Source organism: Tessaracoccus luoxuelianae (assembly GCF_054483915.1).
Window position 1 is genome coordinate 1,989,489 of sequence record NZ_CM137013.1, and the last position, 22,340, is coordinate 2,011,828.

Annotated in this window: 18 protein-coding genes, 1 tRNA gene and 1 other RNA gene; 16 read left to right on the forward strand and 4 right to left on the reverse strand. The window is 66.8% G+C overall.

Annotated features, from left to right (window positions below; translation table 11 throughout):
• Positions 1 to 119 precede the first annotated feature (119 nt).
• The gene (locus ACX1D1_RS08915) at positions 120 to 2,903 is read right to left on the reverse strand and encodes a helix-turn-helix transcriptional regulator (protein ID WP_459056567.1); all 2,784 of its coding nucleotides are present in this window, start codon (positions 2,901 to 2,903) and stop codon (positions 120 to 122) included.
• A 189-nt stretch (positions 2,904 to 3,092) separates the two neighbouring features.
• Here ACX1D1_RS08915 and aceE point away from each other — a divergent pair, with 189 nt between their 5' ends.
• The 3 genes from aceE (at position 3,093) to ACX1D1_RS08930 (ending at position 8,590) form a co-directional block, all read left to right on the forward strand.
• Positions 3,093 to 5,885 carry a pyruvate dehydrogenase (acetyl-transferring), homodimeric type gene (gene aceE / locus ACX1D1_RS08920; protein WP_182799685.1) on the forward strand — a complete coding sequence of 931 codons (2,793 nt, stop codon included), beginning with the start codon at positions 3,093 to 3,095 and terminating at the stop codon, positions 5,883 to 5,885.
• 102 nt (positions 5,886 to 5,987) lie between these two features.
• On the forward strand, positions 5,988 to 6,383 hold the full coding sequence (locus ACX1D1_RS08925) for a DUF3052 domain-containing protein (RefSeq protein WP_182783108.1): 396 nt from the start codon (positions 5,988 to 5,990) through the stop codon (positions 6,381 to 6,383).
• Positions 6,380 to 8,590, forward strand: coding sequence for a 6-phosphofructokinase (locus ACX1D1_RS08930; RefSeq protein ID WP_182782896.1), 2,211 nt, complete (start codon positions 6,380 to 6,382; stop codon positions 8,588 to 8,590). The genes ACX1D1_RS08925 and ACX1D1_RS08930 overlap by 4 nt, the downstream gene beginning before the upstream one ends.
• A 21-nt stretch (positions 8,591 to 8,611) precedes the next feature.
• On the opposite strand, the gene ACX1D1_RS08935 is transcribed toward ACX1D1_RS08930, so the two are convergent.
• The 3 genes from ACX1D1_RS08935 to ACX1D1_RS08945 form a co-directional block, all read right to left on the reverse strand.
• Positions 8,612 to 9,310, reverse strand: coding sequence for a hypothetical protein (locus ACX1D1_RS08935; RefSeq protein ID WP_459054328.1), 699 nt, complete (start codon positions 9,308 to 9,310; stop codon positions 8,612 to 8,614).
• 183 nt (positions 9,311 to 9,493) lie between these two features.
• Positions 9,494 to 9,570, reverse strand: a tRNA-Val gene (locus ACX1D1_RS08940).
• A gap of 78 nt (positions 9,571 to 9,648) precedes the next feature.
• Positions 9,649 to 10,104, reverse strand: a complete 456-nt coding sequence (locus tag ACX1D1_RS08945) for a GatB/YqeY domain-containing protein (protein WP_182782894.1) — start codon at positions 10,102 to 10,104, stop codon at positions 9,649 to 9,651.
• A gap of 73 nt (positions 10,105 to 10,177) precedes the next feature.
• Here ACX1D1_RS08945 and prfB point away from each other — a divergent pair, with 73 nt between their 5' ends.
• The 13 genes from prfB to hpf all read left to right on the forward strand — a co-directional run bounded on the left by prfB (position 10,178) and on the right by hpf (position 22,314).
• Complete coding sequence (gene prfB, locus ACX1D1_RS08950) at positions 10,178 to 11,290, forward strand: peptide chain release factor 2 (RefSeq protein ID WP_182782893.1); 1,113 nt, start codon at positions 10,178 to 10,180, stop codon at positions 11,288 to 11,290.
• Positions 11,291 to 11,559: 269 nt separating this feature from the next.
• Complete coding sequence (gene ftsE / locus ACX1D1_RS08955; protein WP_182782892.1) at positions 11,560 to 12,246, forward strand: cell division ATP-binding protein FtsE; 687 nt, start codon at positions 11,560 to 11,562, stop codon at positions 12,244 to 12,246.
• Positions 12,247 to 12,258: 12 nt separating this feature from the next.
• The gene (gene ftsX, locus ACX1D1_RS08960) at positions 12,259 to 13,161 is read left to right on the forward strand and encodes a permease-like cell division protein FtsX (RefSeq protein ID WP_220489258.1); all 903 of its coding nucleotides are present in this window, start codon (positions 12,259 to 12,261) and stop codon (positions 13,159 to 13,161) included.
• A 21-nt stretch (positions 13,162 to 13,182) separates the two neighbouring features.
• Positions 13,183 to 14,625 (forward strand): M23 family metallopeptidase, encoded by a 1,443-nt coding sequence (locus tag ACX1D1_RS08965; RefSeq protein WP_459054329.1) that lies wholly within the window; start codon positions 13,183 to 13,185, stop codon positions 14,623 to 14,625.
• A 19-nt stretch (positions 14,626 to 14,644) separates the two neighbouring features.
• Complete coding sequence (smpB, locus tag ACX1D1_RS08970) at positions 14,645 to 15,127, forward strand: SsrA-binding protein SmpB (RefSeq protein ID WP_182782890.1); 483 nt, start codon at positions 14,645 to 14,647, stop codon at positions 15,125 to 15,127.
• Positions 15,128 to 15,191: 64 nt separating this feature from the next.
• A complete protein-coding gene (locus ACX1D1_RS08975; RefSeq protein WP_182782889.1) occupies positions 15,192 to 15,785 on the forward strand; it encodes a DUF1707 and DUF4870 domain-containing protein in 594 nt (197 codons plus the stop codon).
• A gap of 14 nt (positions 15,786 to 15,799) precedes the next feature.
• Positions 15,800 to 16,167: a transfer-messenger RNA gene (ssrA, locus tag ACX1D1_RS08980) on the forward strand.
• A gap of 143 nt (positions 16,168 to 16,310) precedes the next feature.
• Entirely contained in the window at positions 16,311 to 16,871 is a 561-nt protein-coding gene (locus ACX1D1_RS08985) for a YqgE/AlgH family protein (RefSeq protein WP_255422242.1), read from the forward strand.
• A gap of 109 nt (positions 16,872 to 16,980) precedes the next feature.
• Positions 16,981 to 17,619: an MtrAB system response regulator MtrA gene (gene mtrA / locus ACX1D1_RS08990; protein ID WP_459056568.1), complete on the forward strand. Its 639-nt coding sequence runs from the start codon at positions 16,981 to 16,983 to the stop codon at positions 17,617 to 17,619.
• Between the two features lie 85 nt (positions 17,620 to 17,704).
• Positions 17,705 to 19,162: an MtrAB system histidine kinase MtrB gene (gene mtrB / locus ACX1D1_RS08995; RefSeq protein ID WP_459056569.1), complete on the forward strand. Its 1,458-nt coding sequence runs from the start codon at positions 17,705 to 17,707 to the stop codon at positions 19,160 to 19,162.
• On the forward strand, positions 19,159 to 20,850 hold the full coding sequence (locus tag ACX1D1_RS09000) for an LpqB family beta-propeller domain-containing protein (RefSeq protein ID WP_459054330.1): 1,692 nt from the start codon (positions 19,159 to 19,161) through the stop codon (positions 20,848 to 20,850). The genes mtrB and ACX1D1_RS09000 overlap by 4 nt, the downstream gene beginning before the upstream one ends.
• Positions 20,851 to 20,911: 61 nt before the next feature.
• On the forward strand, positions 20,912 to 21,538 hold the full coding sequence (locus ACX1D1_RS09005; protein ID WP_459054331.1) for a ComF family protein: 627 nt from the start codon (positions 20,912 to 20,914) through the stop codon (positions 21,536 to 21,538).
• A 167-nt stretch (positions 21,539 to 21,705) separates the two neighbouring features.
• Positions 21,706 to 22,314 (forward strand): ribosome hibernation-promoting factor, HPF/YfiA family, encoded by a 609-nt coding sequence (gene hpf / locus ACX1D1_RS09010; RefSeq protein WP_182782876.1) that lies wholly within the window; start codon positions 21,706 to 21,708, stop codon positions 22,312 to 22,314.
• Positions 22,315 to 22,340: the final 26 nt, after the last annotated feature.

Sequence of the window (22,340 nt, forward strand, 5' to 3'; positions counted from 1 at the left end):
GTGGCCATCTGCTGATAGCAATTCTGCGGCTGCTGAGGGTCGGAATTCCCCAGTGTCCGGTACTGGTCTGACTGATGACGGTACTGGCATTCCTACGGGTTCCACGTGCGTTGGTCGCGTCAGGACCGGGCAGAGTGCAGGAGCGCACGCAGCTCGACACGCGACCCTGCCCCAAGTTTGGCCAGCGTGTTGCGGACGTGGAACTCGACGGTGCGGACCGAGACGAACAGCTCCTGTGCGATCTCCTTGTTGGTCCGGCCGCTCAGAACCAGGCCGGTGATCTCGCGCTCCCTCGCTGTGAGTCTGGCGAGGAGGGCAGAGGTCTCGGATGCGGTCACCGGGGCGGCGCGGGGAGGGGGGCTCAGTGAGGAGAGACGCATCTGGAGCGCCTCCAGTCGCTCAGCCCACGACCGCGCACCCGCCTGCACCAGAAGAGCGGTGGCGGCGCCCAGCTCACCCAGGCATACGCCCGCGTCGTCAGCCCACTCGCCGGTGCCGACGAGGAACTGGGCCCAGTCCTCAGCCAGGACGGCACCCAGCAACTGGAGCCCGCGAGGCGTATCTTCCTCCCGTCGCCGCTGCAACGCCGCATGGGCCAGAGCGAACGACGCCGACGCAGAGGCATGGTCTCGCGACCCTACGGCGAGCAACGCGTCCATGTGGTGATGGAGATACGCCAATGCACCCGGGGCGACGTCGAGCGCAGACACCTGGTCCCTCGCCATCTTCGCCGCTGCGAGATCGTCGATCGCAACGTGGGAACGGACCCGCAGGACTGAGGTGGCCGCCCCCGGGAACTGACCGGTGAGTGGACTGCTCCAGAGCTGGCCGAGGGTCTCGGCCACGGTCCAAGGGTCGCCCTCGGCTGTGGCGGCGAATGCACGCACGACCATCACCGCGCCCATGGCGGAGTTGAAGCCGCGGGGGCCAGCCACTTCGGCCACATGAGCGAGCATCCGTGATCCTTGCTCTTCGCCGCGACAGACAGGGATCAGCGCGGCAATCGCCTGCGCATGGAGAGCGCCCACGTCTCGGAGGTCTTCGAGGGCAATCGTCAGTCCCGGCTCGATGGAGGACTGAGCGGCATCCCACTCGCCACTGAGAAAGCCCAGCCGATGCCGTACCAAGGAGGGCCACAGTTCGTAGCCGGGAGGTGCCGTCGCCATCCGGAGCAGTCGATCAAGCTGGTTCTGAGCAGCCAGGTTGCGCATCGCGCTGAGATCCAGGGAGGCGGCCACCGACAGGGCAGCCGTGTGGGCTGCCGAGTCCGCTGCCAGGTCGGTCAGCGAGGGAGCCTGCAGACCCGGCACCTGCTCCGTCCCAACGGGTGTGGCCCATTTCGCGGCGAACGACAGCCACATCGTCAGCAGCCCGTGGAGGTCGGCCGCCTCCGATGGGTCGGCGTCCGACAGCCCCCTCCGACCACGACCCGCCTCGATCCGGCGCCCCAGTTCGTCGCGCACGGAAGCCATTGCCGCGGGCATGTCGCGCGCGCCGATGGAGGCGCGGCTGCGGCCCAGGAGCTCGAACGAGTGGGCGAGCAGCAGCAGCAGGGTGTCGTCCAGGTCTGCGAGGGGGAGTCCATCGGCCAGGGGTAGCCTCCGCACGCCCACAGCGGTGGCGTCTACTGCGCACTGGAGAACCGAGCGCGCCACTCCTGGGAGCATTGCCCTGATCCGGGGTTCGAGTTGGTTGATGACCCCCGCACGGCGTGCGCGCAGCGCGTAGAGGCACGCCAACGGGAGCTGGGCGTCATCGAGACTGCAGGCCCACATCATGAGCTGCGAAGCGAGTTCGAAGTCACGGACCTGGGCTGCTGCGCGGGCGCTGGCCAGCAACTCGGTGAGCAGGGCGTCATCGCGTGCACCGTCGAGGGCCAACACGCGGTGACGGAGTCCTTCGACGCCGGGCAGCGCATCCGCGAGAGCCCGATGGGTGGCCAGGATGGTGGCTGGCGCCGCGTACGACGCGACGGCGGCGGGCACCTTGGGTCGTTGATCATCGCCGGCCAGCACGCGGGCAGCACGTAGGGCCTGGAGATCTGCGCGTCCGTGGCCAAGATCGCGCATGACCCGGTCCAGCTGGGCTGGGGGGAGCGGACCGCCGAGGGCCAGGGCGAGCACCGCGGCAACGTCGTGCGGGCTCGGGTCCTCTCGCAGCCACCGGGAAATCCTCATCACAACCTCGGCGCTGTCTCTGTCTCCCAGCTCGGCGATGGCAGAGGCAAGGGTGGCGCCTCCGCGGCGGAGGCGAGCCGTCAGTTCGTCCACCAGCCCGGGGTTTCCCCCCGTGGCCTCCATGACGATCCGGAGCTGGCGCGGGTTGAGGGGCGCGAAGAGGATGCTGCGGAAGAAGGCCTGCACCCCGTCCTCGTTGAGCGGCCCAAGCTCGAGATGGCGCCCCCTCTTTCCGACGGTGACGTGTTGGATCATGCGCTCCGCGAACCACCCCGTCGTGGTCCTGCTGGTGGCGACGAAGAGCGCCGGCACCGTGTCCAGCCTCCTGATCACGTGCCAGAACGCCTCCTGGGACGGCTCGTCGAGGTGATGCAGGTCGTCGATGATCATCGCGAAGGGACCGTCGAGCCGCTCGATGAGGTTCACCACACCGATGGCGAAGGTGGGGACCCCTGCGCGGTTGCGCAGATCAATGAGCTCGGGGGCGGTCTCAGGGAGTTGCTCGTCGATCAGCCGGTCGATCGCACCGAAAGGCACATCGCGTTCGGCCTCGAGTAGGAGATGGGTGTAGGTGGGCATTTCAGAGGCGATGGTGCCCGCGAGGCGGGACTTGCCGATCCCCGGCGGGCCCGTGAGGAAGAGAACCTGCGTGCGGCCCTCGCGGACAGCGGCCACCAGGGCGGCGATCTGACGCTGCTCCTCGACGCGACCCACCAGTGGCCCCATCACTCACCCCCTGACTCGCGTTCTACGTTGCGTGTGACTGTCCACGATTCTCCCGCACGCGAGGCTTACGGCGCGGACAAACCCCGGCAATGGCAGCATCAACAGATTGCGAGCCGGGATGGCCGGAGCCGAGAAATGCGTGCAATTGTCGCGCTAGGGTTGGGCATCCGGCATTGGGCCCATCAGCGCATGCCGTCGACTCTTTCATCGAGAGGAACATTCGTGAGCCAGAACGAGGCCGGGCCGATCCTCAACGGTCTACCCACCAATCTGCCAGACATCGACCCCGCAGAGACTGCGGAGTGGCTCGAGTCCCTGGACGGGGTGATCGACGCCGGAGGCCGGAACCGCGCCCGCTACGTGATGCTCAAGTTGCTTGAACGGGCGCGTGAGCGTCACATTGGAGTGCCGTCACTGACGGGCACCGATTACGTCAACACCATCCCGGCCGTGAGCGAACCGGCCTTTCCTGGGGACGAGACGCTGGAACGAGGCATCCGTCGGCTCCTGCGTTGGAACGCTGCCGTGATGGTGCACAGGGCCCAACGCCCCGGGGTGGGCGTTGGCGGTCACATCGCGTCTTACGCCTCGTCCGCGACACTCTACGAAGTGGGCTTCAACCACTTCTTCCGAGGCAAGGACCATCCGGGCGGCGGAGACCAGATCTTCTTCCAGGGCCACGCGTCTCCCGGCATGTATGCCCGCGCATTCCTCGAGGGCCGCCTGGACGAGAACGACATGGACGGCTTCCGCCAGGAACGCTCACACTACGTCGACGGTGAGCTCAGGGCGTTGCCCAGTTATCCGCACCCGCGTCAGTTCGACAGCTTCTGGGAGTTCCCCACGGTGTCGATGGGGCTCGGCCCGCTCAACGCCGTCTATCAGGCCCAGTTCAACAGGTACCTCCATAACCGCGGCATCAAGGACACCTCCCAGCAGAGGGTGTGGGCGTTCCTCGGTGACGGCGAGATGGACGAGGTCGAGTCGCGCGGTGTTCTTCAGTTGGCCGCCAACGACGAGCTGGACAATCTCACCTTCGTCGTCAACTGCAACCTGCAGCGCCTGGACGGGCCGGTGCGTGGCAACGGCAAGATCATGCAGGAGCTGGAGGCGTTCTTCCGCGGGGCCGGCTGGAACGTGATCAAGGTCGTGTGGGGCAGGGGCTGGGACCCGCTGCTGTCCAACGACTCGGAGGGCGCGCTCGTCAACCTGATGAACGCCACCACCGACGGCGACTTCCAGACCTTCAAGGCCAATGACGGCGCATATGTGCGCAAGCACTTCTTCGGCCGGGATCCGCGCACCGCGGCCATGGTCAAGGACTGGTCGGACGAGGAGATCTGGCGCCTCACCCGCGGCGGTCACGACTTCACGAAGGTGTACTCGGCCTACAAGTCGGCTGCTGAGTTCACCGGCGCACCCACCGTGATCCTGGCGCACACCATCAAGGGCTACTTCCTGGGCAAGCACTTCGCGGGTCGCAACGCGACGCACCAGATGAAGAAGCTGGCCCTCGATGACCTCAAGGCCTTCCGCGACCGTGTGGACGTGCCGGTCACCGACGAGCAGCTCGAGGCGGACCCCTACCGCCCGCCCTACATCCATCCCGGGCAGGAGGATCCCCGGATCAAGTACCTGCAGGACCGCCGCCGTGAGCTCGGCGGCTATCTGCCGGACCGCCGTGGGGACAAGAAGTTCATCTCGCTGCCGGCGGAGAAGGCGTACGTCTCGTCGCGCAAGGGCTCCGGCAACCAGCAGGTGGCCACCACCATGGCCTTCGTGAGACTGCTCAAGGACCTCATGCGGGACAAGGAGTTCGCTCCACGGGTGGTCCCGATCATCCCCGACGAGGCACGCACCTTCGGCATGGACGCCTTCTTCCCCACCATCAAGATCTACAACCCGCACGGCCAGAACTACACTCCCGTGGACAATGAGCTGTTCCTCAGCTACCGCGAGTCCAAGACCGGACAGATCCTGCACACGGGCATCAACGAGGCGGGTTCGCTCGGTGCGTTCACGGCTGCCGGTTCGGCGTACTCCACCCATGGTGAGCCGATGGTGCCCATCTACGTGTTCTATTCGATGTTCGGGTTCCAGCGCACCGGCGACGCGATCTGGGCGGCGGCTGATCAGCTGGCCCGCGGCTTCCTGATCGGCGCGACGGCGGGGCGGACAACGCTCACTGGCGAGGGCACCCAGCACATGGACGGACATTCGCCCATCCTGGCGTCCACCAACACTGCGGTGGTCTCCTATGACCCGGCCTACGGCTACGAGATCGCGCACATCGTCAAGGATGGTCTGCGGAGGATGTACGGGGATGATCCGGAGAACATCATCTACTACATGACCGTGTACAACGAGCCCATCGTCCAGCCGGCCGAGCCGGAGGGCGTCGAGGTTGAGGGCATTCTGCGCGGGATGTACCTGTACCGGACCGGTAGCTTCGACGGGTTGGGAGAGGATGCGCGCCGCGCGCAGATCCTCGCCTCGGGGGTGGCTCTGCCATGGGCGCTCGAGGCTCAGGACCTTCTCAAGGCTGACTACGGCATCGTCGCGGACGTGTGGAGTGTCACCTCCTGGGGAGAGCTGCGTCGCGAGGGTCTGCAGCTGGACGAGGAGAGGTTCTCCGATCCCTTCGGCGAGCACGGCCCCACCTGGGTGGAGCAGAAGCTCGGTGGGACCGCCGGTCCGGTGGTGGCCGTCTCCGATTACATGCGCGCCGTCCCTGATCAGATCCGGCAATGGGTCCCTCGCGACTACATGACGCTCGGCGCTGATGGCTTCGGATTCTCGGACACTCGGGCGGCGGCGCGGCGCTATTTCAACATCGACGGACCGTCGATCGCAGTGGCCGTCCTCCAGCGTCTCGCCGTTGCAGGCGAGGTCCCGACGGAGTGGGCCACCGAGGCCGCGGCCAAGTACAGGCTGGACGACGTCACCGCCGGGTCCTCAGGCAACGCTGGTGGAGACGCCTGATCTCAGCTATCGAGGGGGTGTGATGCGAGAACCCTGGTCTTCTGGCAGGCTTGCCCTGTGGACAACGCAGAAGTCAAGGGCCTCGCATCGACCAACGAAGGAGTGACCGGAGCGGAGCTCCTGGGGCTGGAGCCAGGCTTGGTGGTGCAGGAGTTGGGATGGGACGAGGACGTCGACGCGACACTTCGCGACGGCGTGATGGACATCATCGACGGGGAGATGATCGATGAGCCCCTCGAGGCCGTGGACGTCGTGCTGCTCTGGTGGCGTGACGAGGACGGCGACGTCGTCGACGGACTTGTGGACGCGCTCACGGACCTGACCGACTCGGGATACATCTGGCTGCTCACCCCGAAGGTCGGGAGGCCGGGATTCATCGGCCCCAGCTCGGTGGCGGAGGCAGTCACGATTGCGGGCCTGTCTCTGACGAAGACGGCCAACGTGGCGGCCGACTGGCAGGCGACGAAGGTCGTCCGACCCAAGGGCTCACGCAGATGACCGCGCGCATCGGCGTCATGACGTCCGGCGGTGACGCGCAGGGCATGAACGCCGCGGTGCGCGCCATCGTGAGGACCGGCATCCACGAGGGCGCCGAGGTGTTCGCCATCCGCGAAGGATGGCAGGGAGCCATTGAGGGTGGTGCGCAGATCGCGCAACTGGGGTGGAGCGATGTCTCCGGGATCCTGAACAAGGGTGGCACGGTGATCGGCACCGCGCGATCCATGGAGTTCAGGACCCGTGAAGGCCAGCTGACGGCCGCGCAGAACCTCGTCGAGCGGGGAATCGACAGGCTCATCGTCATCGGCGGAGATGGGTCGCTGACCGGGGCGCGCAACCTGTGCGTCGCCTGGCCGACCTACATGGCCGAACTCACCGAGGCGGGCCGGATCAGCCCGGAACAGGCTGAGGCGCATCCCAGACTTCACATCGCGGGCCTCGTGGGATCCATCGACAACGACATGGTCGGCACGGACATGACCATCGGTACGGACTCCGCGCTGCACCGCATCACCGAGGCGATCGACGCGATCAGCTCCACCGCGGAGTCGCACCGCCGCACCTTCATCGTCGAGGTCATGGGTCGGCACTGCGGCTACCTCGCCCTGATGAGCGCGATCGCGGGCGGGGCCGACTACACGTTCCTACCGGAGTCTCCGCCCAGACCGGGGTGGGAGGACAGAATGGTGGAGGTGCTGGCCCGCGGACGCGCCGCCGGACGTCGCGATTCCATCCTGGTGGTCGCGGAGGGGGCGGCGGATCGCGAAGGCGCCCCGATCACGGCGGACCGGATCCAGGCGGTGCTGCGCGAGCGTGCCGGCGAGGAGGCCAGGATCACGATCCTCGGTCACGTGCAGCGCGGGGGTACTCCCTCCGCCTACGACCGCTGGATGGCGACGGCGTGCGGCGTCGAGGCGGTCCGGCGAGTGCTCGAGGCCGATGATGAGAGCGAACCCGTGCTCGTGGGCGTCCGCCGGGACAGCGTCGACGGCACGCCACTTCTCGGCGCCGTTGAAGCCACCCACCGGATCAGCAACTTCATCGCCGAGGGTCAGTACGAATCGGCGGTGACGGCCCGGGGCCACGGCTTCACCACGATGATCGACATCTACCGGATGCTCTCTGAGGCCAGGCCCAGCGTCGCGCCGTCGTCGGAGCCGAAGCGCATCGCCATCATGCACGCCGGCGCCCTCGCGCCCGGCATGAACCAGCTCGCGCGCGTCGCGGTCAGGTCCGGCCTCGATCTCGGCCATGAGATGTTCGCCGTCCAAGGCGGCGTGCCGGGCCTCGTCGGCGGAGACCTCCGCGAGGTGAACTGGTCGGACGTCGAGGGCATGGCGCACACAGGTGGGGCCTCCTTCGGGACGCGGCGCTACGTGGCCCAGGAGCACGAGCTCTACCAGATGGCGCGATCACTGGAGGAGCATCGGATCGACGCGCTCCTGGTGATGGGCGGGTTCCATGCCTACGCGACGGTGGACCTGATGGAGCGTGAGCGTCGTCGCTACCCCGCCTTCAACATCCCGGTCGCCATCCTGCCCGCCAGCATCGACAACAACCTGCCCGGGTGGCCGATGGCCGTCGGCGCCGACACTGCGCTCAACACCGTGGTGAACTCGATCGACATGGTGCGCATGTCCGCCTCGGCGAGCAAGCGGGCCTTCGTCGTTGAGACCATGGGCCGCACGTGCGGCTTTCTCCCTCTGCTCGGTGGCATCGCCGGCGGCGCGGAGAAGGCCTACCTCCCCGAGACCGGGATTTCCCTGGAAGAGCTGTCGACAGACGTGGAAGCGTTGGTCGACGCATTCGAGACGGGGCGCAGCTTCTACCTTGCTGTGATGGGGGAGGAGACGAGTGAGCACTACACCTCGGATGTCCTGGCCAAGGTGTTCGAGGCCGAAGGCCACGGTATGTATTCCGTCCGCAAGGCGGTGATCGGCCACATCCAGCAGGGGGGCAACCCCTCGCCGTTCGATCGCATCAACGCCACCCGTCTCGCCTACCAGGCCCTGGTGAACCTGGATCAGCAGCTGAGGGAGGGCACCTCCACCTATGTGGCGGCGCACAGCCCCACTCCTGGGCTGATGGCGCCGCTCCGGCAGGTGACCGACGCGATGGACTGGGACCTGCAACGGCCCAGCGAGCAGTGGTGGATGAGCCTCCGGCCGGTGTTCGACAAGCTGAGCCGACGCCCCGGTCAGGAGTAGACCTCTGAAATCGGTGCTTCACTAACAGGTGCCGACGACCACGCCGAAGGTCTCCGTGGCCGCGCACTCCATGTCTGCGAGCTGAGCCAGGACGGGTGAGCCCTCGGCGACACTGTCGGGCACGGTGTCGCGGAAGACCAGTGATTGAGCGTCCGCGTCGCGCCGGATGATCGTGAACTCCACCTTCGCCGCAACCGTGTCGCTGGTGCGGGTTCCCGTGAAGGCGCACGAGACACCGCTGGCACCTCCGGTGAGGGGCACATCGACGACCACCGACTCGGCGACACCGGTGAACGCCTGCTGCTGGTCGGTCACGAGATCGCGGCAGGCCTGGGTGAGATCCTCCCCGACGGTGGTCAGGGTGACAGCCTGCACGCGGACGTCTGTGGCCGGCTCGCGCAGGCGCACCAGCCTGCGATCATCCTGCACCACCTCGTCGGCGTACACCTCCCATCCATCCGGGACGGTGAGGCGCACATCGCCCAGGTCCAGTTCAGCGGGGGGAGAGGGGCCCGGGGACGACTCGTCCAGGGAGGGTGACGGCTCCGTCGACGGGCTGGATCCGCCGTCGGAGGACTCCGTGGACGAGGTCGACGCTTCGACCCTGCTCGACGACGGGGAGGGTGCCGGGGACGTGGTGCCGGTGCTCCGGGGGCCGAGAATGAGATAGAGGCCACCGATCAGCACTGTCATCGCGACGCCCAGCGCAGCCAGCGACATCCATGCGAGTCTGGCCCCCTCGTCCTCCGGCGGGGTGGCGACGGCGCGTCGGGCACGGCCGGGATGCGGGTGGCTCCTCGGCGGGTCGGGGAGAGGGCCTCTTCTGGGGGTGGGGGGCGGAGATGGCATCCCTTCGGGGGGCAGGGCGCGCCGACCGGTGTCCATGGTGCCTCCCTCCGGCGGTGGTGGGCGCAGAGGGACTCGAACCCCCGACTCCCTGCTTGTAAGGCAGGTGCTCTAACCAACTGAGCTATGCGCCCGGCGTGGACCAACCCTAGCCAATGGCGGCGAGGCCAGCCACCGTGGAAGTGGGACGCCGACGAAGTGGGTCTCCGCCGTCAGACCAAACGGCTGCGGATGAGGGCAGCGATGGCCTTTCCCTCGGCGCGACCCTCCGCGCGTGACGTGACCGCCTTCACCAGCGCGCCCATCTGCTTGATCGTGGGCGGCTCCGCGAGACGCCCGATCTCCTCGTCCACCAAAGCCGCCAAATCCTGCTCGCTGAGCGGCGCGGGGAGATATCCGGCGATGAATTCAGCCTCCGACTGCTCCCTGGCGGCCAAGTCCGAGCGTCCCGCAGCAGCGTAGGTCTCCGCCGATTCGCGGCGCTTGCGCATCTCCTTGGATACCACCGCCAGTTCTTCCGCATCGCTGAGCTGACGTGCGGTTTCCCCCGCCACCTCCTCGACGCCGATGGCGGCCATCACCATCCGGATGGTGGTCTTGGCCGCCTCATCCTTTGCGCGCAGCGCTGCCGCGAGGTCCTGCTTCAATTGGTCTTTCGTCGCACCCATTCGTCATCCTCTTCTCTGTTGCGCCCCATTGTGTCAGGGCCAGGGAGGCCAACTGCCGGTAGGATGATCGATTGTGGCTCACGATGACCTCTCCCAGCAGCTCTCAGACCTCGGTCGGTCCCTAGCGTCGATCGAGGCGGTCGCGGACATCGAGAAGATCCGTTCCGAGATCGCCTCGCTTGAGGAGGAGGTGGCCGCACCGGACCTGTGGGACGACCAGAGCAACGCACAGCGCGTCACGTCACAGCTCTCATTCAAGCAGGGTGAGGTGGATCGGCTCCTGCGGCTGCGCTCGCGGCTCGACGACGCGGAGATGATGCTCGAACTCGCCGACGAAGAGGGCGACGCCGAGGCCCGGGCAGACCTCGTCACGGAGGTTCGCAAGCTCGCCCTGGACATTTCGTCGCTTGAGGTACGCACCCTGCTCTCCGGTGAGTACGACCCCCGGGATGCGCTCATCACGATCAGGGCTGAGGCCGGGGGAGTCGACGCGGCCGACTTCGCGGAGATGCTCATGCGCATGTACCTGCGCTGGGCGGACCGGCACGGATACCCCACCGAGGTCTACGACACCTCCTACGCGGAGGAGGCCGGACTGAAGTCTGCGACCTTCGCGGTGAAGGCCCCCTACGCGTACGGCACCCTTTCCGTCGAGCAGGGTACCCACCGCCTCGTTCGCATCTCCCCGTTCGACAACCAGGGGCGCCGGCAGACGTCCTTCGCCGGTGTGGAGGTCCTTCCGGTCACGGAGGAGACCGATCACATCGATATTCCCGAGGCCGAACTCCGCATCGACGTCTTCCGGTCATCTGGCCCGGGTGGGCAGTCGGTCAACACCACAGACTCCGCTGTGCGGATCACCCACCTGCCCACTGGCATCGTGGTGAGCTGTCAGAACGAGAAGTCCCAGCTCCAGAACAAGGCCGCGGCCCTGAGGGTGCTGCAGTCGAGGCTGTTGGAGCGGGTCCGGCAGGACCGGGAGAAGGAACTCAACGCGCTCAAGAGCGACGGCGGGAACTCCTGGGGTGCTCAGATGCGCTCCTATGTGATGAACCCTTATCAGATGGTCAAGGACCTTCGCACCGAGCACGAGGTGGGCAACCCGGAGGCTGTCTTCGACGGTGACATCGACGGGTTCATCGACGCCGGTATCCGCTGGCGCAAACGGTCCGAGGTCGAGGCCTAGGAGCCTGCTGAGCAATCATGCCTCGGCTGCGGCGCACCGGATCGGGCGATCTGGCACCCCTCCAGCTGGATATGGACGTCAAGTACACGCACCAGATGTAGTGGTGCCACCTCATCCCGCCCGGCACGTCCTCGCCGGAGACAGCATTGTTCAGCACACTCCTAGCGCCAGCCGCCTGCGTGTCGGGTTAGGCCGACTTGTCCGCGTGATCTAAACTCGCCTTGCGACTGAGAGTTTCTCAGGATCTTCCCCAACCGTCGGAGTGCCGCGTGATCACGTTCGAGGACGTCACCAAGTTCTACCCAGGGCAGGACAGGGCTGCCCTGCGCAACATCAACCTCGAGGTAGGCCGGGGCGAGTTCGTGTTCCTCGTCGGGCAGTCCGGCTCGGGCAAGACCACATTCATCCGTCTGATCCTGCGGGAGTACCGGCCCACCAAGGGCACTCTCTATGTGGCCGGCAAGAATCTCACCACGATGAACCAGTGGAAGGTGCCCGCGCTACGGCGCCAGATCGGGACCGTGTTCCAGGACTTCCGGCTGCTTCCGGGCAAGACGGTCTACGAGAACGTCGCGTTCGCACTGCAGGTGATCGGGAAGCCCGCCCGGGAGATCCGCAGCATCGTGCCAGACACCCTTGAGTTGGTGGGGTTGGCCGGCAAGGCTGACCGGCCCTCCGAGGAACTCTCCGGTGGTGAGCAGCAGCGTGTCGCGATCGCCAGGGCTTTCGTGAACCGGCCCAAGATCCTCATCGCCGACGAGCCCACGGGCAATCTCGATCCCGAGACGTCGGTGGGCATCATGAAGCTCCTCGACCGGATCAACAAGGCCGACACCACCGTGATCATGGCCACCCACGACTCGTCCATCGTCGATCAGATGCGCCGCCGGGTCCTTGAGTTGCGCGACGGTGAGCTCGTGCGTGACCAGGCCAAGGGCGTCTACGGTTCGGCCTAGGCAGGAGAGACAATGCGGCATTCACTACGGGAAACCTGGTCCGGACTCAAGCGCAACCTGGCGATGACCATCGCGGTCATCGTGACAATGGGCGTCTCGCTGTCCCTTCTCGGCGCTGGCGTGTTGACCTCGATGGAGGTGGACCTGGCCAAGCGGAGCCTCTACGACAAGATCGAGATCTCCGTGTTTCTCTGCACCGAGAACACGCAGGGCGGCCGGTGCGAGCCGGGCAAGGGCACCACAGAGGCACAGCGGGAGGAGATTCGTGCCACGCTCGAGGCCAACCCTGAGGTCGGCGCTGTGGTCTACGAGTCCAAGGAGGCCGCGTTCGAGGAGTTCCAGGAGGTCTTCAAGGACTCGCCCGTGGTAGCGTCGCGCACCGCAGAAGACATGCAGGACTCCTTCCGGGTCAGCCTGGTCAACCCGGAGAACTACGCCGGTGTGGTCAGCGAGGCGCAGGGACTTCAGGGCGTGCAGAACGTACAGGATCTCCACACCGTGCTGGAGCCGATGTTCAAGTGGCTCGGCGCCCTCCAATGGGGAACCATCACCATGAGCGTGCTTCTGTTGTTGGCCGCTTCCCTGCAGATCGCCAACACCATCCGGATGGCGGCGTTCACCCGACGGCGCGAGATCGGGATCATGCGCCTTGTCGGGGCATCCAACCTCTACATCCTGCTGCCTTTTCTCTTGGAGTCGTTGGTGGCAGGAGTGATCGGGATCATCCTGGCTGCCGGAGCGTTGACGCTGGGCTACTGGGTGGTCATTGTGCAGAACGCGCAAACCTCAATCACGGCTTTACCCTGGATTGGCTGGGGTGACCTGGTCACTGCCATTCTTGCCATCGCGGCTGTGGGAATAGCCTTGTCTGTCATTCCCACGCTGTTGGCCACCAGAAAGTACCTGCGCGTTTAGCAGCCCAAAGGAGGGACCAGCGTGACCCGGGAACTTCCCGACCTGCCCCACGTCCGACGCCCATTCACCAGGATCACGCGCGGTTTCGCAGCCGCGGTTCTCGCACTGGCGCTCACCGCATCATTGGCGATGCACTCGGCAGCAGACGAGCTCGATGATCGGCAGGCGCAGCTTCGTCAGCAGATGGCCGAGCAGGCCGCTGTGGTGGAGGGCGCCAACGCCCAGCTGGCCTCGGCGGTCCAGGCCCACGAGGCTGCACGCAATGAGTTGTCCTACGCCGAGGCGCAGCTGGCCGAGGCCGAGGCCGCCGAGCGTGCCGCCGCGGAGCTGGACCAGCAGCGCGCAGCCGAACTGAGTGAGGCGGAGGCCGAGCTGGCCCAGGCCAAGGCAGATGTGGCGGCCGCCGTGGCCGCTCTGGAAGCGGTCAACGGCAGGCTGAACGAGGAGATCCTCGTCACGACTCAGACGAGCCACGGCCTCCTCAATCTGGCGATGCTGTTCTCCGACGTAACGGTCGCCAACCTCAACCAGCGCGCCCAACTCGCTGAGACGCTGTTCGACTCATCGGCTCTTGAGCTGGACGAGCTCGAGATGCGCAAGCTGATGCTTGAGGACGCGCAGGCGGCCGCCGACGTCGCTGAGCAGGCCGCGCAGGCTGCCCGGGAGGCGGCCGCGGAACAGCTGGCGGCCAGCGAAGCTGCGGCCGAATCAGCAGCCTCACTACGCGGACAGGTGGCTCGACTGGTCGCCCAGACGAGCACCGCGGAGGCCAACGCCACCTCTCAGCTGGCCGCCGAGGAAGGGCGACAGGCCGCGCTCGCCCAGGAGAACGCCGCTGTGGAGCAGCGGATCAAGGATCGGATCGCCGCGCAGAAGGCGGCCGCGGAGAAGGCCGACAAGCAGGCCGCCGAGAAGGCTGCGGCGGAGAAGGCCGCCCGTGAAGCGGCTGCCCGAGAGGCGGCGGCTAAGCAACAGGCAGCGTCGCGCAGTGCGACCAAGACCACGGCACCCGCCCCCGCCGCAGCCCCGGCACCGGCGCCCGCGAAGACCAGCACCTCCACCGGGTCCGGGTTCATGTTCCCGGTGGCCGCCCGCATCACGTCGAGTTACGGGATGCGGCTGCATCCCGTGCTCGGATACTGGAAGCTGCACGACGGCACAGACTTCGGCGCCTCGTGCGGCACCCCCATCCGCGCCGCTGCCTCCGGGGTGGTCTCGGAGCGCTACTACAACGCCGGCTACGGTAACCGCCTGATGATCGATCACGGGCGGGTGGACGGATACTACGTGACCACCGGGTACAACCACGCGTCGCGCTACATCGTCGGCGTGGGCCAGCGGGTCTCGCGTGGACAGGTGATCGGCTACATCGGCAGCACCGGATACTCCACCGGTTGCCACCTCCACCTCATGGTCTGGCAGAACGGTTCGGTGGTCAATCCGATGGCCCGGTGGTTCGGCTGACCCGTGCCATACTGGTCGAATGCCCAGGGAGATCGGGCGCAAGCTGATTGCGCAGAACAAGAAGGCTCGGCACGATTACCACATCGGTGACGTGTTCGAGGCCGGCCTGGTGCTGACCGGCACCGAGGTCAAGACGCTGCGCGCCGGCCGTGCCACCCTCCTCGATGCGTACGCCACCGTCGATGACAACGGCGAGGCCTGGCTGATCAACGCACACATCCCCGAGTACGAATTCGGCACGTGGCGCAACCACTCGGCGCGGCGGACCCGCAAACTGTTGCTGCACCGCAAGGAGATCGCCAAGATCTCTCGAGAACTCGACGGGTCCGGGAAGACTCTTGTTCCGCTGTCCATCTACTTCAACGACGGGTACGCCAAGGTGGAGATCGCCATCGGCACCGGCAAGAAGGACTGGGACAAGAGGCACACCCTCGCCGAGCGTGACGCCAAGCGTGAGGCCGAGCGGGCGCTGGCCAGCAGGAACCGGTACAACCGGGGGTGAGTCGGGGTCCGGTCAGGGGCCTTCCGGGTGTGCTGAACCCCCACTGGGCACCACACTTGATCCCATGACCGCTTACCCCCAGCACCCCACCACCCACGTCACTGAGGCGGCCCGGGACCGTGCCATCGCCCACCTGCAGGCGTGCTACGCGCAGGGTCAGCTCAACGAGACGGATCTCGACCGGCGGCTCGATCAGGCGTTGGGTGCTCGGGACCGGGCGGAGCTCAACCGATCCCTGGCGGGGCTGGCCCGCATCGCGCCTGCGGCGCTCCGCGCTCCCGCACCTGGAATTCCGGCCCCCGCCGACAACGTCGGTGCCGGGCTTGCGCAACTGTCCGGCCTCTTCACCTCGTTCGTCGGCCCCGCCGTCGTCAAGGCCGTGGCCACGCCGGGCTCGCGGGTGTGGTGGGAGGCGGCGAGGGCACTGAGCCTGCAGGTGACCATGATGGTGGCAGGATTCGCCGCCCTGGTGATCGGCCTGGTCCTCGGGTTCGAGGGCCTGATGGGCCTGGTGTGGCTGGCCTGGTTCGCCGCCACCCTCGCCGCGAGCGTCCGCGCGTTCAACGGGCAGTCCGGCACCGGCCGGTTCGAGAAGGTCCTGTTGGCCCGTCCCCAGCCGCCGCGTGGTCAGCTTCAGCAGACGCGCTATCATGGGTGAGTACAACTCAACAGGGGGGTGACTGGTTTCGACTTGGGACGGTAGTTCCAGGGGAAGCGGGTCGAGGATCCATGCTTATCTCGTAAACGATGCATGGAAACCAATAAGTGCCGAAAACAAGAGCACTCACTTCGTTCTCGCTGCCTGATCAGCGACCGAAGGGTCAGCCCGGACGTGCCTTCCGTCCGGTTCCTGGCCTCATCTAGAAGGCTTGCTGAGCTTCCTGTGTGTCAGGGGTAGCTCGGGACTTTACTGCCACTGGGCTCGTTTGCGACATGCTGACGTGAGTGCAAGAGCCGAGTAAAACGCCTTGTCAGCTGCACCCGGAGAAGCCCTGGTTCATCTCTCGAGGACGCGGGTTCAATTCCCGCCACCTCCACCCCCGTGGGGCCGTCAGTTCGCTGGCGGCCCCTTTCTCCTTGTCAGGGGAGACTCCCGCACCTCCACCCTTCAGGCAATGACGTGCCCTGTTGCGTAGCGCAGGCGGGCACGTCGACGTCTGGCCCCGATAGAGTGGGGCCCGTGATGCACACGGGAGCAGTCGGCGTCGGGCAGCTGCTCATCGCCACGCAGCCTGGTCGAGGTGGCTACTTCGATCGCTCCGTCGTGCTGCTCCTGGAGCACACCGCGGAAGGCAGCCTCGGCGTGTGCCTCAACCGCCTCTCCGAACTTCCGGCAGACAGTATCCAGGAGAGCTTCCGGGACCACCTGACCCCTCCGGCCCGCGTCTTCGAGGGTGGGCCCGTCAACCCCAATGTCGCGATCGTGCTGGGCGAGCCGGCCACAGCTGAAGCCCCACCGCCGGGCTGGGAACGGGTCATCGATGAGATCGGCGTGGTGGATCTCAACTTCCCGCCCGAGCTCATGGAGTCCTCATTCAGTCAGTTGCGCCTCTTCGTGGGCCTGTCCGGATGGGCCGCCGGGCAGTTGGAGAGCGAGTTGATCCGCGGATCCTGGTTCAGGGCCCCGGCGAGACCCGAGGATGTCTTCGGTCACCCGGCTGGGCTCTGGCGTCGGGTCTTGCGCCGGTTGGGCGGGGCCACCGGCCGGTGGTCCACGTGGACGGAAGAGCCGAGCCTCAACTAGTGATGTGCGCGGCTACCATGGACAACCGGCAAGCAAGGAGGCCTGGGTGACCGATGCCAAGGGCAAAGCCCGCATTCTCGTCATCGATGACGACGCGGCGCTTTCGGAGATGCTGCAGATCGTCCTGCGGCAGGAAGGCTTCGACACGGTTCGCTGCAGCACCGGGGAGGTTGCCCTCCAGGAGTTCCGGCAGTCCCGCCCGGACCTGGTACTCCTCGATCTGATGCTGCCCGGTCGCGACGGGGTCGCCGTCTGCCGCGACATCCGCGCCGAATCGGGTGTTCCGATCATCATGTTGACCGCGAAATCAGACACCGCTGACGTGGTCGGTGGGCTTGAGGCCGGCGCAGATGACTACGTGGCGAAACCGTTCAAGTCCAAGGAGCTGATCGCCAGGATCCGCACACGGCTGCGCCGCACCAGCGGCGATGCGGGTGACGACACACTGATGGTCGGAGACCTCACGATTTCGGTGTCGTCCCACGTGGTCCGTCGCGGCGGCACCCCCCTGCCTTTGACGCCGCTGGAGTTCGATCTCCTGCTCGCATTGGCGAAGCGGCCGACGCACGTCTTCACGCGGGAGGCGCTCCTCGACGAGGTATGGGGGTACCGCAACTCGGCAGACACCCGGCTGGTCAACGTGCACGTTCAGCGCCTCCGTGCGAAGGTCGAGCGGGATCCCGAGCGTCCGGAGATCGTCATCACGGTAAGAGGAATCGGATACAGGGCCGGTGAACCGACGCAGTAAGCCCGCGGTGGGAGTCCGCAGGCTCTGGTGGGGGTCGCTGCCGCTCCGAGTGCTCATCTCAACGCTCGGGCTGTCCATCGTCCTCATGTTGCTGGCGGGCATGGTGCTCCTCCAGCAGGCCACCGCCGGGGTCGTAGCAGCGAAGAAGGCGTCCTCGCTGAACGAGGCGGCGGGCGTGTTCGCCTTCATGCAGGCGCAGCTGCGCGGTCCGGAGAATCGCGGCGTGGCCGTTCACGAGTCCCTGAACCGGTTGGCAGATCTCGCAGACGCGCAGGCAGCCCAGTACCGGGTGGTGATCCAGGGGCCCGCCTCGCGCCTGGTCTCCGCTGGAATCCGCCCGGAGTCCGTGCCGGAGCCCCTCATCGCGCAGGTCGAGAACAGCGAGGGGATGTTCGTCACGCCCACCGAGGTGATCTTCACCGATCCAACGGCCGAATCGGAGCCAGGGTGGGCCATCGGAACGGTGCTGCTCGGGGCCAACGGCGAACGCTACCCGGTGTACTACATCTTCCCCATGACCACCGAGACGCAGACACTCAGCGCACTCCAGAGCGCCGTGTCCGGAACGGGCATTGCTCTGGTGGCTGCCCTCGCACTGGTGGCCTACCTCGTCACCAACCAGGTCGTTCGCCCCGTCCGACGCGCGAGTCAGACAGCGCTACGGCTGGCCTCCGGGCAACTGGGGGAGCGGATGGCGGTGCGGGGGACCGACGACCTGGCCAGCCTGGCAAAGTCCATGAACCGTATGGCGGCCCAGTTGCAGCAGCGCATCCGTGAGCTGGAGACGCTCTCAACCCTCCAGCAACGTTTCGTCAGTGACGTCTCGCACGAGCTGCGCACACCCATGACCACCATCAAGATGGCCTCGGACATGATCTACGACTCCCGCTACGCGCTGGACCCGCTGACTGCACGTTCGGCCGAGTTGATGAGTCTCGAGATCGACCGGTTCGACGGCATGCTGGCTGACCTGTTGGAGATTTCCAGGTTCGACGCCGGAGCGGCGGTCCTGACCCTTGACGAAACGGACGTGGGCTCGCTCGTCGAAGCTGAGCTCGCAGCGGCCCGTCGGATGGCCGAGAAAGTGGGTGTCGAACTGGTCTTGGAGCGGCGCAGCGCCGACACCACGGCTTCGGTGGACTCACGCAGAATCCGGCGCATCCTCCGCAATCTCATCACCAACGCCATCGAGCACGCGGAGCAGCAACCAGTTGAGGTGGTGGTGGCCTCGAACGACCAGGCTGTCGCTGTGACGGTGCGGGACCATGGCGTCGGGTTTGCCGCGGAGGACGCGGCGCGGGTGTTCGACCGCTTCTGGCGTGCGGACCCGAGCCGGACGCGCATCGTGGGAGGTTCGGGGTTGGGCCTGGCCATTTCAATGGAGGACGCACGGCTCCACCGTGGATGGCTGACGGCGTGGGGCCGTCCCCACCGCGGGGCCCAGTTCCGCCTGACCCTTCCCCGGGCGCCCGGTCATGAGCTCACGATCTCACCGCTGTCGGTCATCCCCGTCGACGACAAGCCGAAGGAGGTGCACCGGTGAGACTGCTGCTGGCAGCCCTGCTGAGCGTGATTCTCGCCACCGGGTGCACCCACATCCCCACCGCGGGGCCCGTCGAGGAGGTGCCGGTGTCCGCCGAACCCAGGGGGATCGACATCGCGCCGCAACCCCCCGTCGCGGGCATGCTCCCCTCCCGCCTCGTCGACGGCTTCCTCCAGGCGATGGCGTCCCCCGAGGGGGATTACTCGATCGCCAGGCAGTACCTGACCGAGGACGCGGCACAGCGGTGGGAGCCCACCGATGCCGTGGTCTTCGATGGCCTGGTGGTGGGTGGACCCGCCACCGCGACCCTGGACGCCACCCAGCTGGGCACTATCGACGAGCACGGCCGCTATTCCTCTGAGCCCGGCGACCTTGAGCACGACTTCGGGGTGGTCAGCCAGGGCGGGGAGTGGCGCATCGACTCGCCGTTGCCTTCGCTGATGGTGTCGCGCTACATCTTCGAGCGTTACTACGAGCGGGTGCCCCTCTACTTCATGAGCCGCTCCGGAACCCATGTGGTACCAGACCCCATCCACCTGCCCGAGATGCTCGTCACACCCACGGCGGTGGTCGAGGCCCTACTCAACGGGCCGTCGGAGGCTGTTGACCAGGCTGTTACCGACGCCATGCCCAGTGGAATCAGCCTCGCAGATGAGGGCGCCACCATCGAGCAGTCCGGCGTGGTCACGGTCAACCTGGAGGGCCTCTTCGACCGGCTGGGCGACGATGCGCGCAGGAGGCTGGGAGCGCAGCTGTTGTGGTCATTGACTGCCATTCCCCGCGTGACGGGGCTCGTAGTGACAAGCGACGGTGTCCCGTTCACGTTGCCGGGGGCCCGCGCCGACGGGGCTCTCGAGCTGGCCAGCCAGCAGGGGTATCAGATCCTTTCGCGCGCCGCCACCGTCGACCTTTTCGGCATCAGGGAAGGAACACCGGGACGCGTGACCGGCGACAGCCGGTTTGAGCCGTGGGGCACCACGGTCGCCGACGCGGCCGACCTGGCGGTGTCCCTGGACGGCGACACCGCTGCGCTCATCGACGCCACCCGCAGCACACTCTTGATGGGCAGCATGCGCGGCGAGTTCGGGGAGGTTGCGGTGCCCGTCACCAACCTCAGATCGCCACAATTCGTTCTGGGGACTCTCTGGCTGATGGGCGACGACACGGAGGGCGTGCCCAGGCTGTTGACGGTGGACCGCATGGGCTCGGTGACGGAGGTCAAGCTGTCTCTCCCCGTTGGGCGAGAGCTCGAGGACTTCGCGGTGTCGCCCGCCCAGGCCAGGGCGGCCCTCCTGCTGTCCGGGGAGGGGAGCCGGACGATGGGAATCGCCACCGTCGTGCCTGTCGGCGAGGTGGAGGTCGTGGACTGGCGCGCCCTACCGATGATGGCGGCCTCGGGAGACATGGTCGGCGACGTGATGGCGCTCGCCTGGCACGCCGAGACGTCGATCGCGGTGGCCGGCTCCGCCGGGGGAGTGAGGTCGGTGTTCGCGGTCGAGGTCGACGGTTCGCTGGTCGAGGAACTGGGACCCTTCACCGGAGCTGTGGAGGAGCTCACCGCCATGGCCCGCCTCGGTGGTGGTTCGATCGCGCTGCGCACCGACGTCGGGGTCACGTGGCGTTACGAGGCGCGGACCCGATGGACAAGGCTTGCCGAAGGGATCACGGCCATCGCCTACGCGAGCTGAGTGCTCCGTCGACCAGCTGTGGATAACGGGAAATCGGGCGTGTTCGCTCCCATCATGGACCATGACCTCTCTCCTCCACACCGCCGCCGACCTGTTCCTGGGCGCTTCCTGCCCGGGCTGTGGAGGAGCCTGGTTCGGACTCTGCGCCGAATGCCGTACCGCTCTGGAGATTCCGGTCCGCCTGGTGCACCGCGATCTCCCGGTGCCCCTGTATGCCGCGTGCCCCTACCGGCCGATCCTCGCCCATGTGGTGCCCCGATACAAGGATGACGGAGCGCTGCACCTGGACCGTGTGCTTGGGCACCTGCTGGCCCGGGCGGTCAGGGCTGTGGACCCGGAGCCGGGCACCGTCGTGGTGCCGGTGCCGTCGATGTCATCCTCCACCCGGGCACGGGGATACGACCACGCGTACCGCCTGGCGAGGATCGCCGCCCGGGAAATGGGGCTGCCAGCGAAGCGGGTGGCGCGTCGCCTGGCCAGTGGCTCAGACCAGGAGGGGCTGACCCGTCAGGAGCGGGCCGAGAACCTCCACTCCAGCATGGAGGCGCGGCCGATGAACGGAAGCGCCCTTGTCGTCGACGACGTGGTGACCACGGGGGCCTCACTGCGGGAGACCATCCGTTGCCTGAGGGCGGCCGGGGTGCCCGTGGTGGGAGCTGCGGTGGTGGCGGATGCCGACTATCGCTGAATGGTCGGGCAAGTCCATGACAGCGTTGCCCCGGAGGGGTAGCGTTGATTCATGGACGAGCCGCAGGGGAGAGATCACCTGCGGCTCTGTGCATCAGCTTCAGGGACGCTCCCTGGGGTGGTGTTCGAGTCGGGTTCGTCGAGAGCCCCACGACAGACGGAGGAAGCATGGATATCGTCGTCACCGGTCGGCATTGCACGATCAATCCCGAGCTGAAGGAACTGGTCAACGAGCGTTTGGCCGCCGTGGAGCGATTGCAGGATCGAGTGATCCGCGTCGAGGTCGAGTTCCACGCCTCGGAGGGCACGAAGGATCCTTCGGACGCCGTCGTCGTGCAACTGACCCTGCGCAGCAGTCGTGGGCCCGTGATCCGTGCCGAGGCGCGTTCCAACGACAAGACGGCCGCCTTCGACATGGCCCTCGAGCGGCTCATGAGCCAGCTCCGCAAGGCGGCAGACCGCAGGAAGACCCATCGCGGGCTCCGCGCAGGCAACATCGCCGAGATCGTCCGTCCGGTGGCTGAGGTCAACGGGCACGGGTCCGACGATGTCGAGACGCGCGAGGTGGCCGGGCTTGTGGTCACGGGCGATGGGCCCCTCGTGGTTCGCGAAAAGGAGTTCAGCACGGCGCCGCTCACCCTCGCTCAGGCCCTCGATGAGATGGAGCTGGTGGGGCATGACTTCTTCCTCTACCAGGATGCTGACAGCGGCCGCCCCTCGGTGGTCTACCGGCGCAAGGCGTACAACTATGGCGTGATCCACCTCAACCTCACCTGAGGCCCGAACCACGGCGGCGTCCCGGA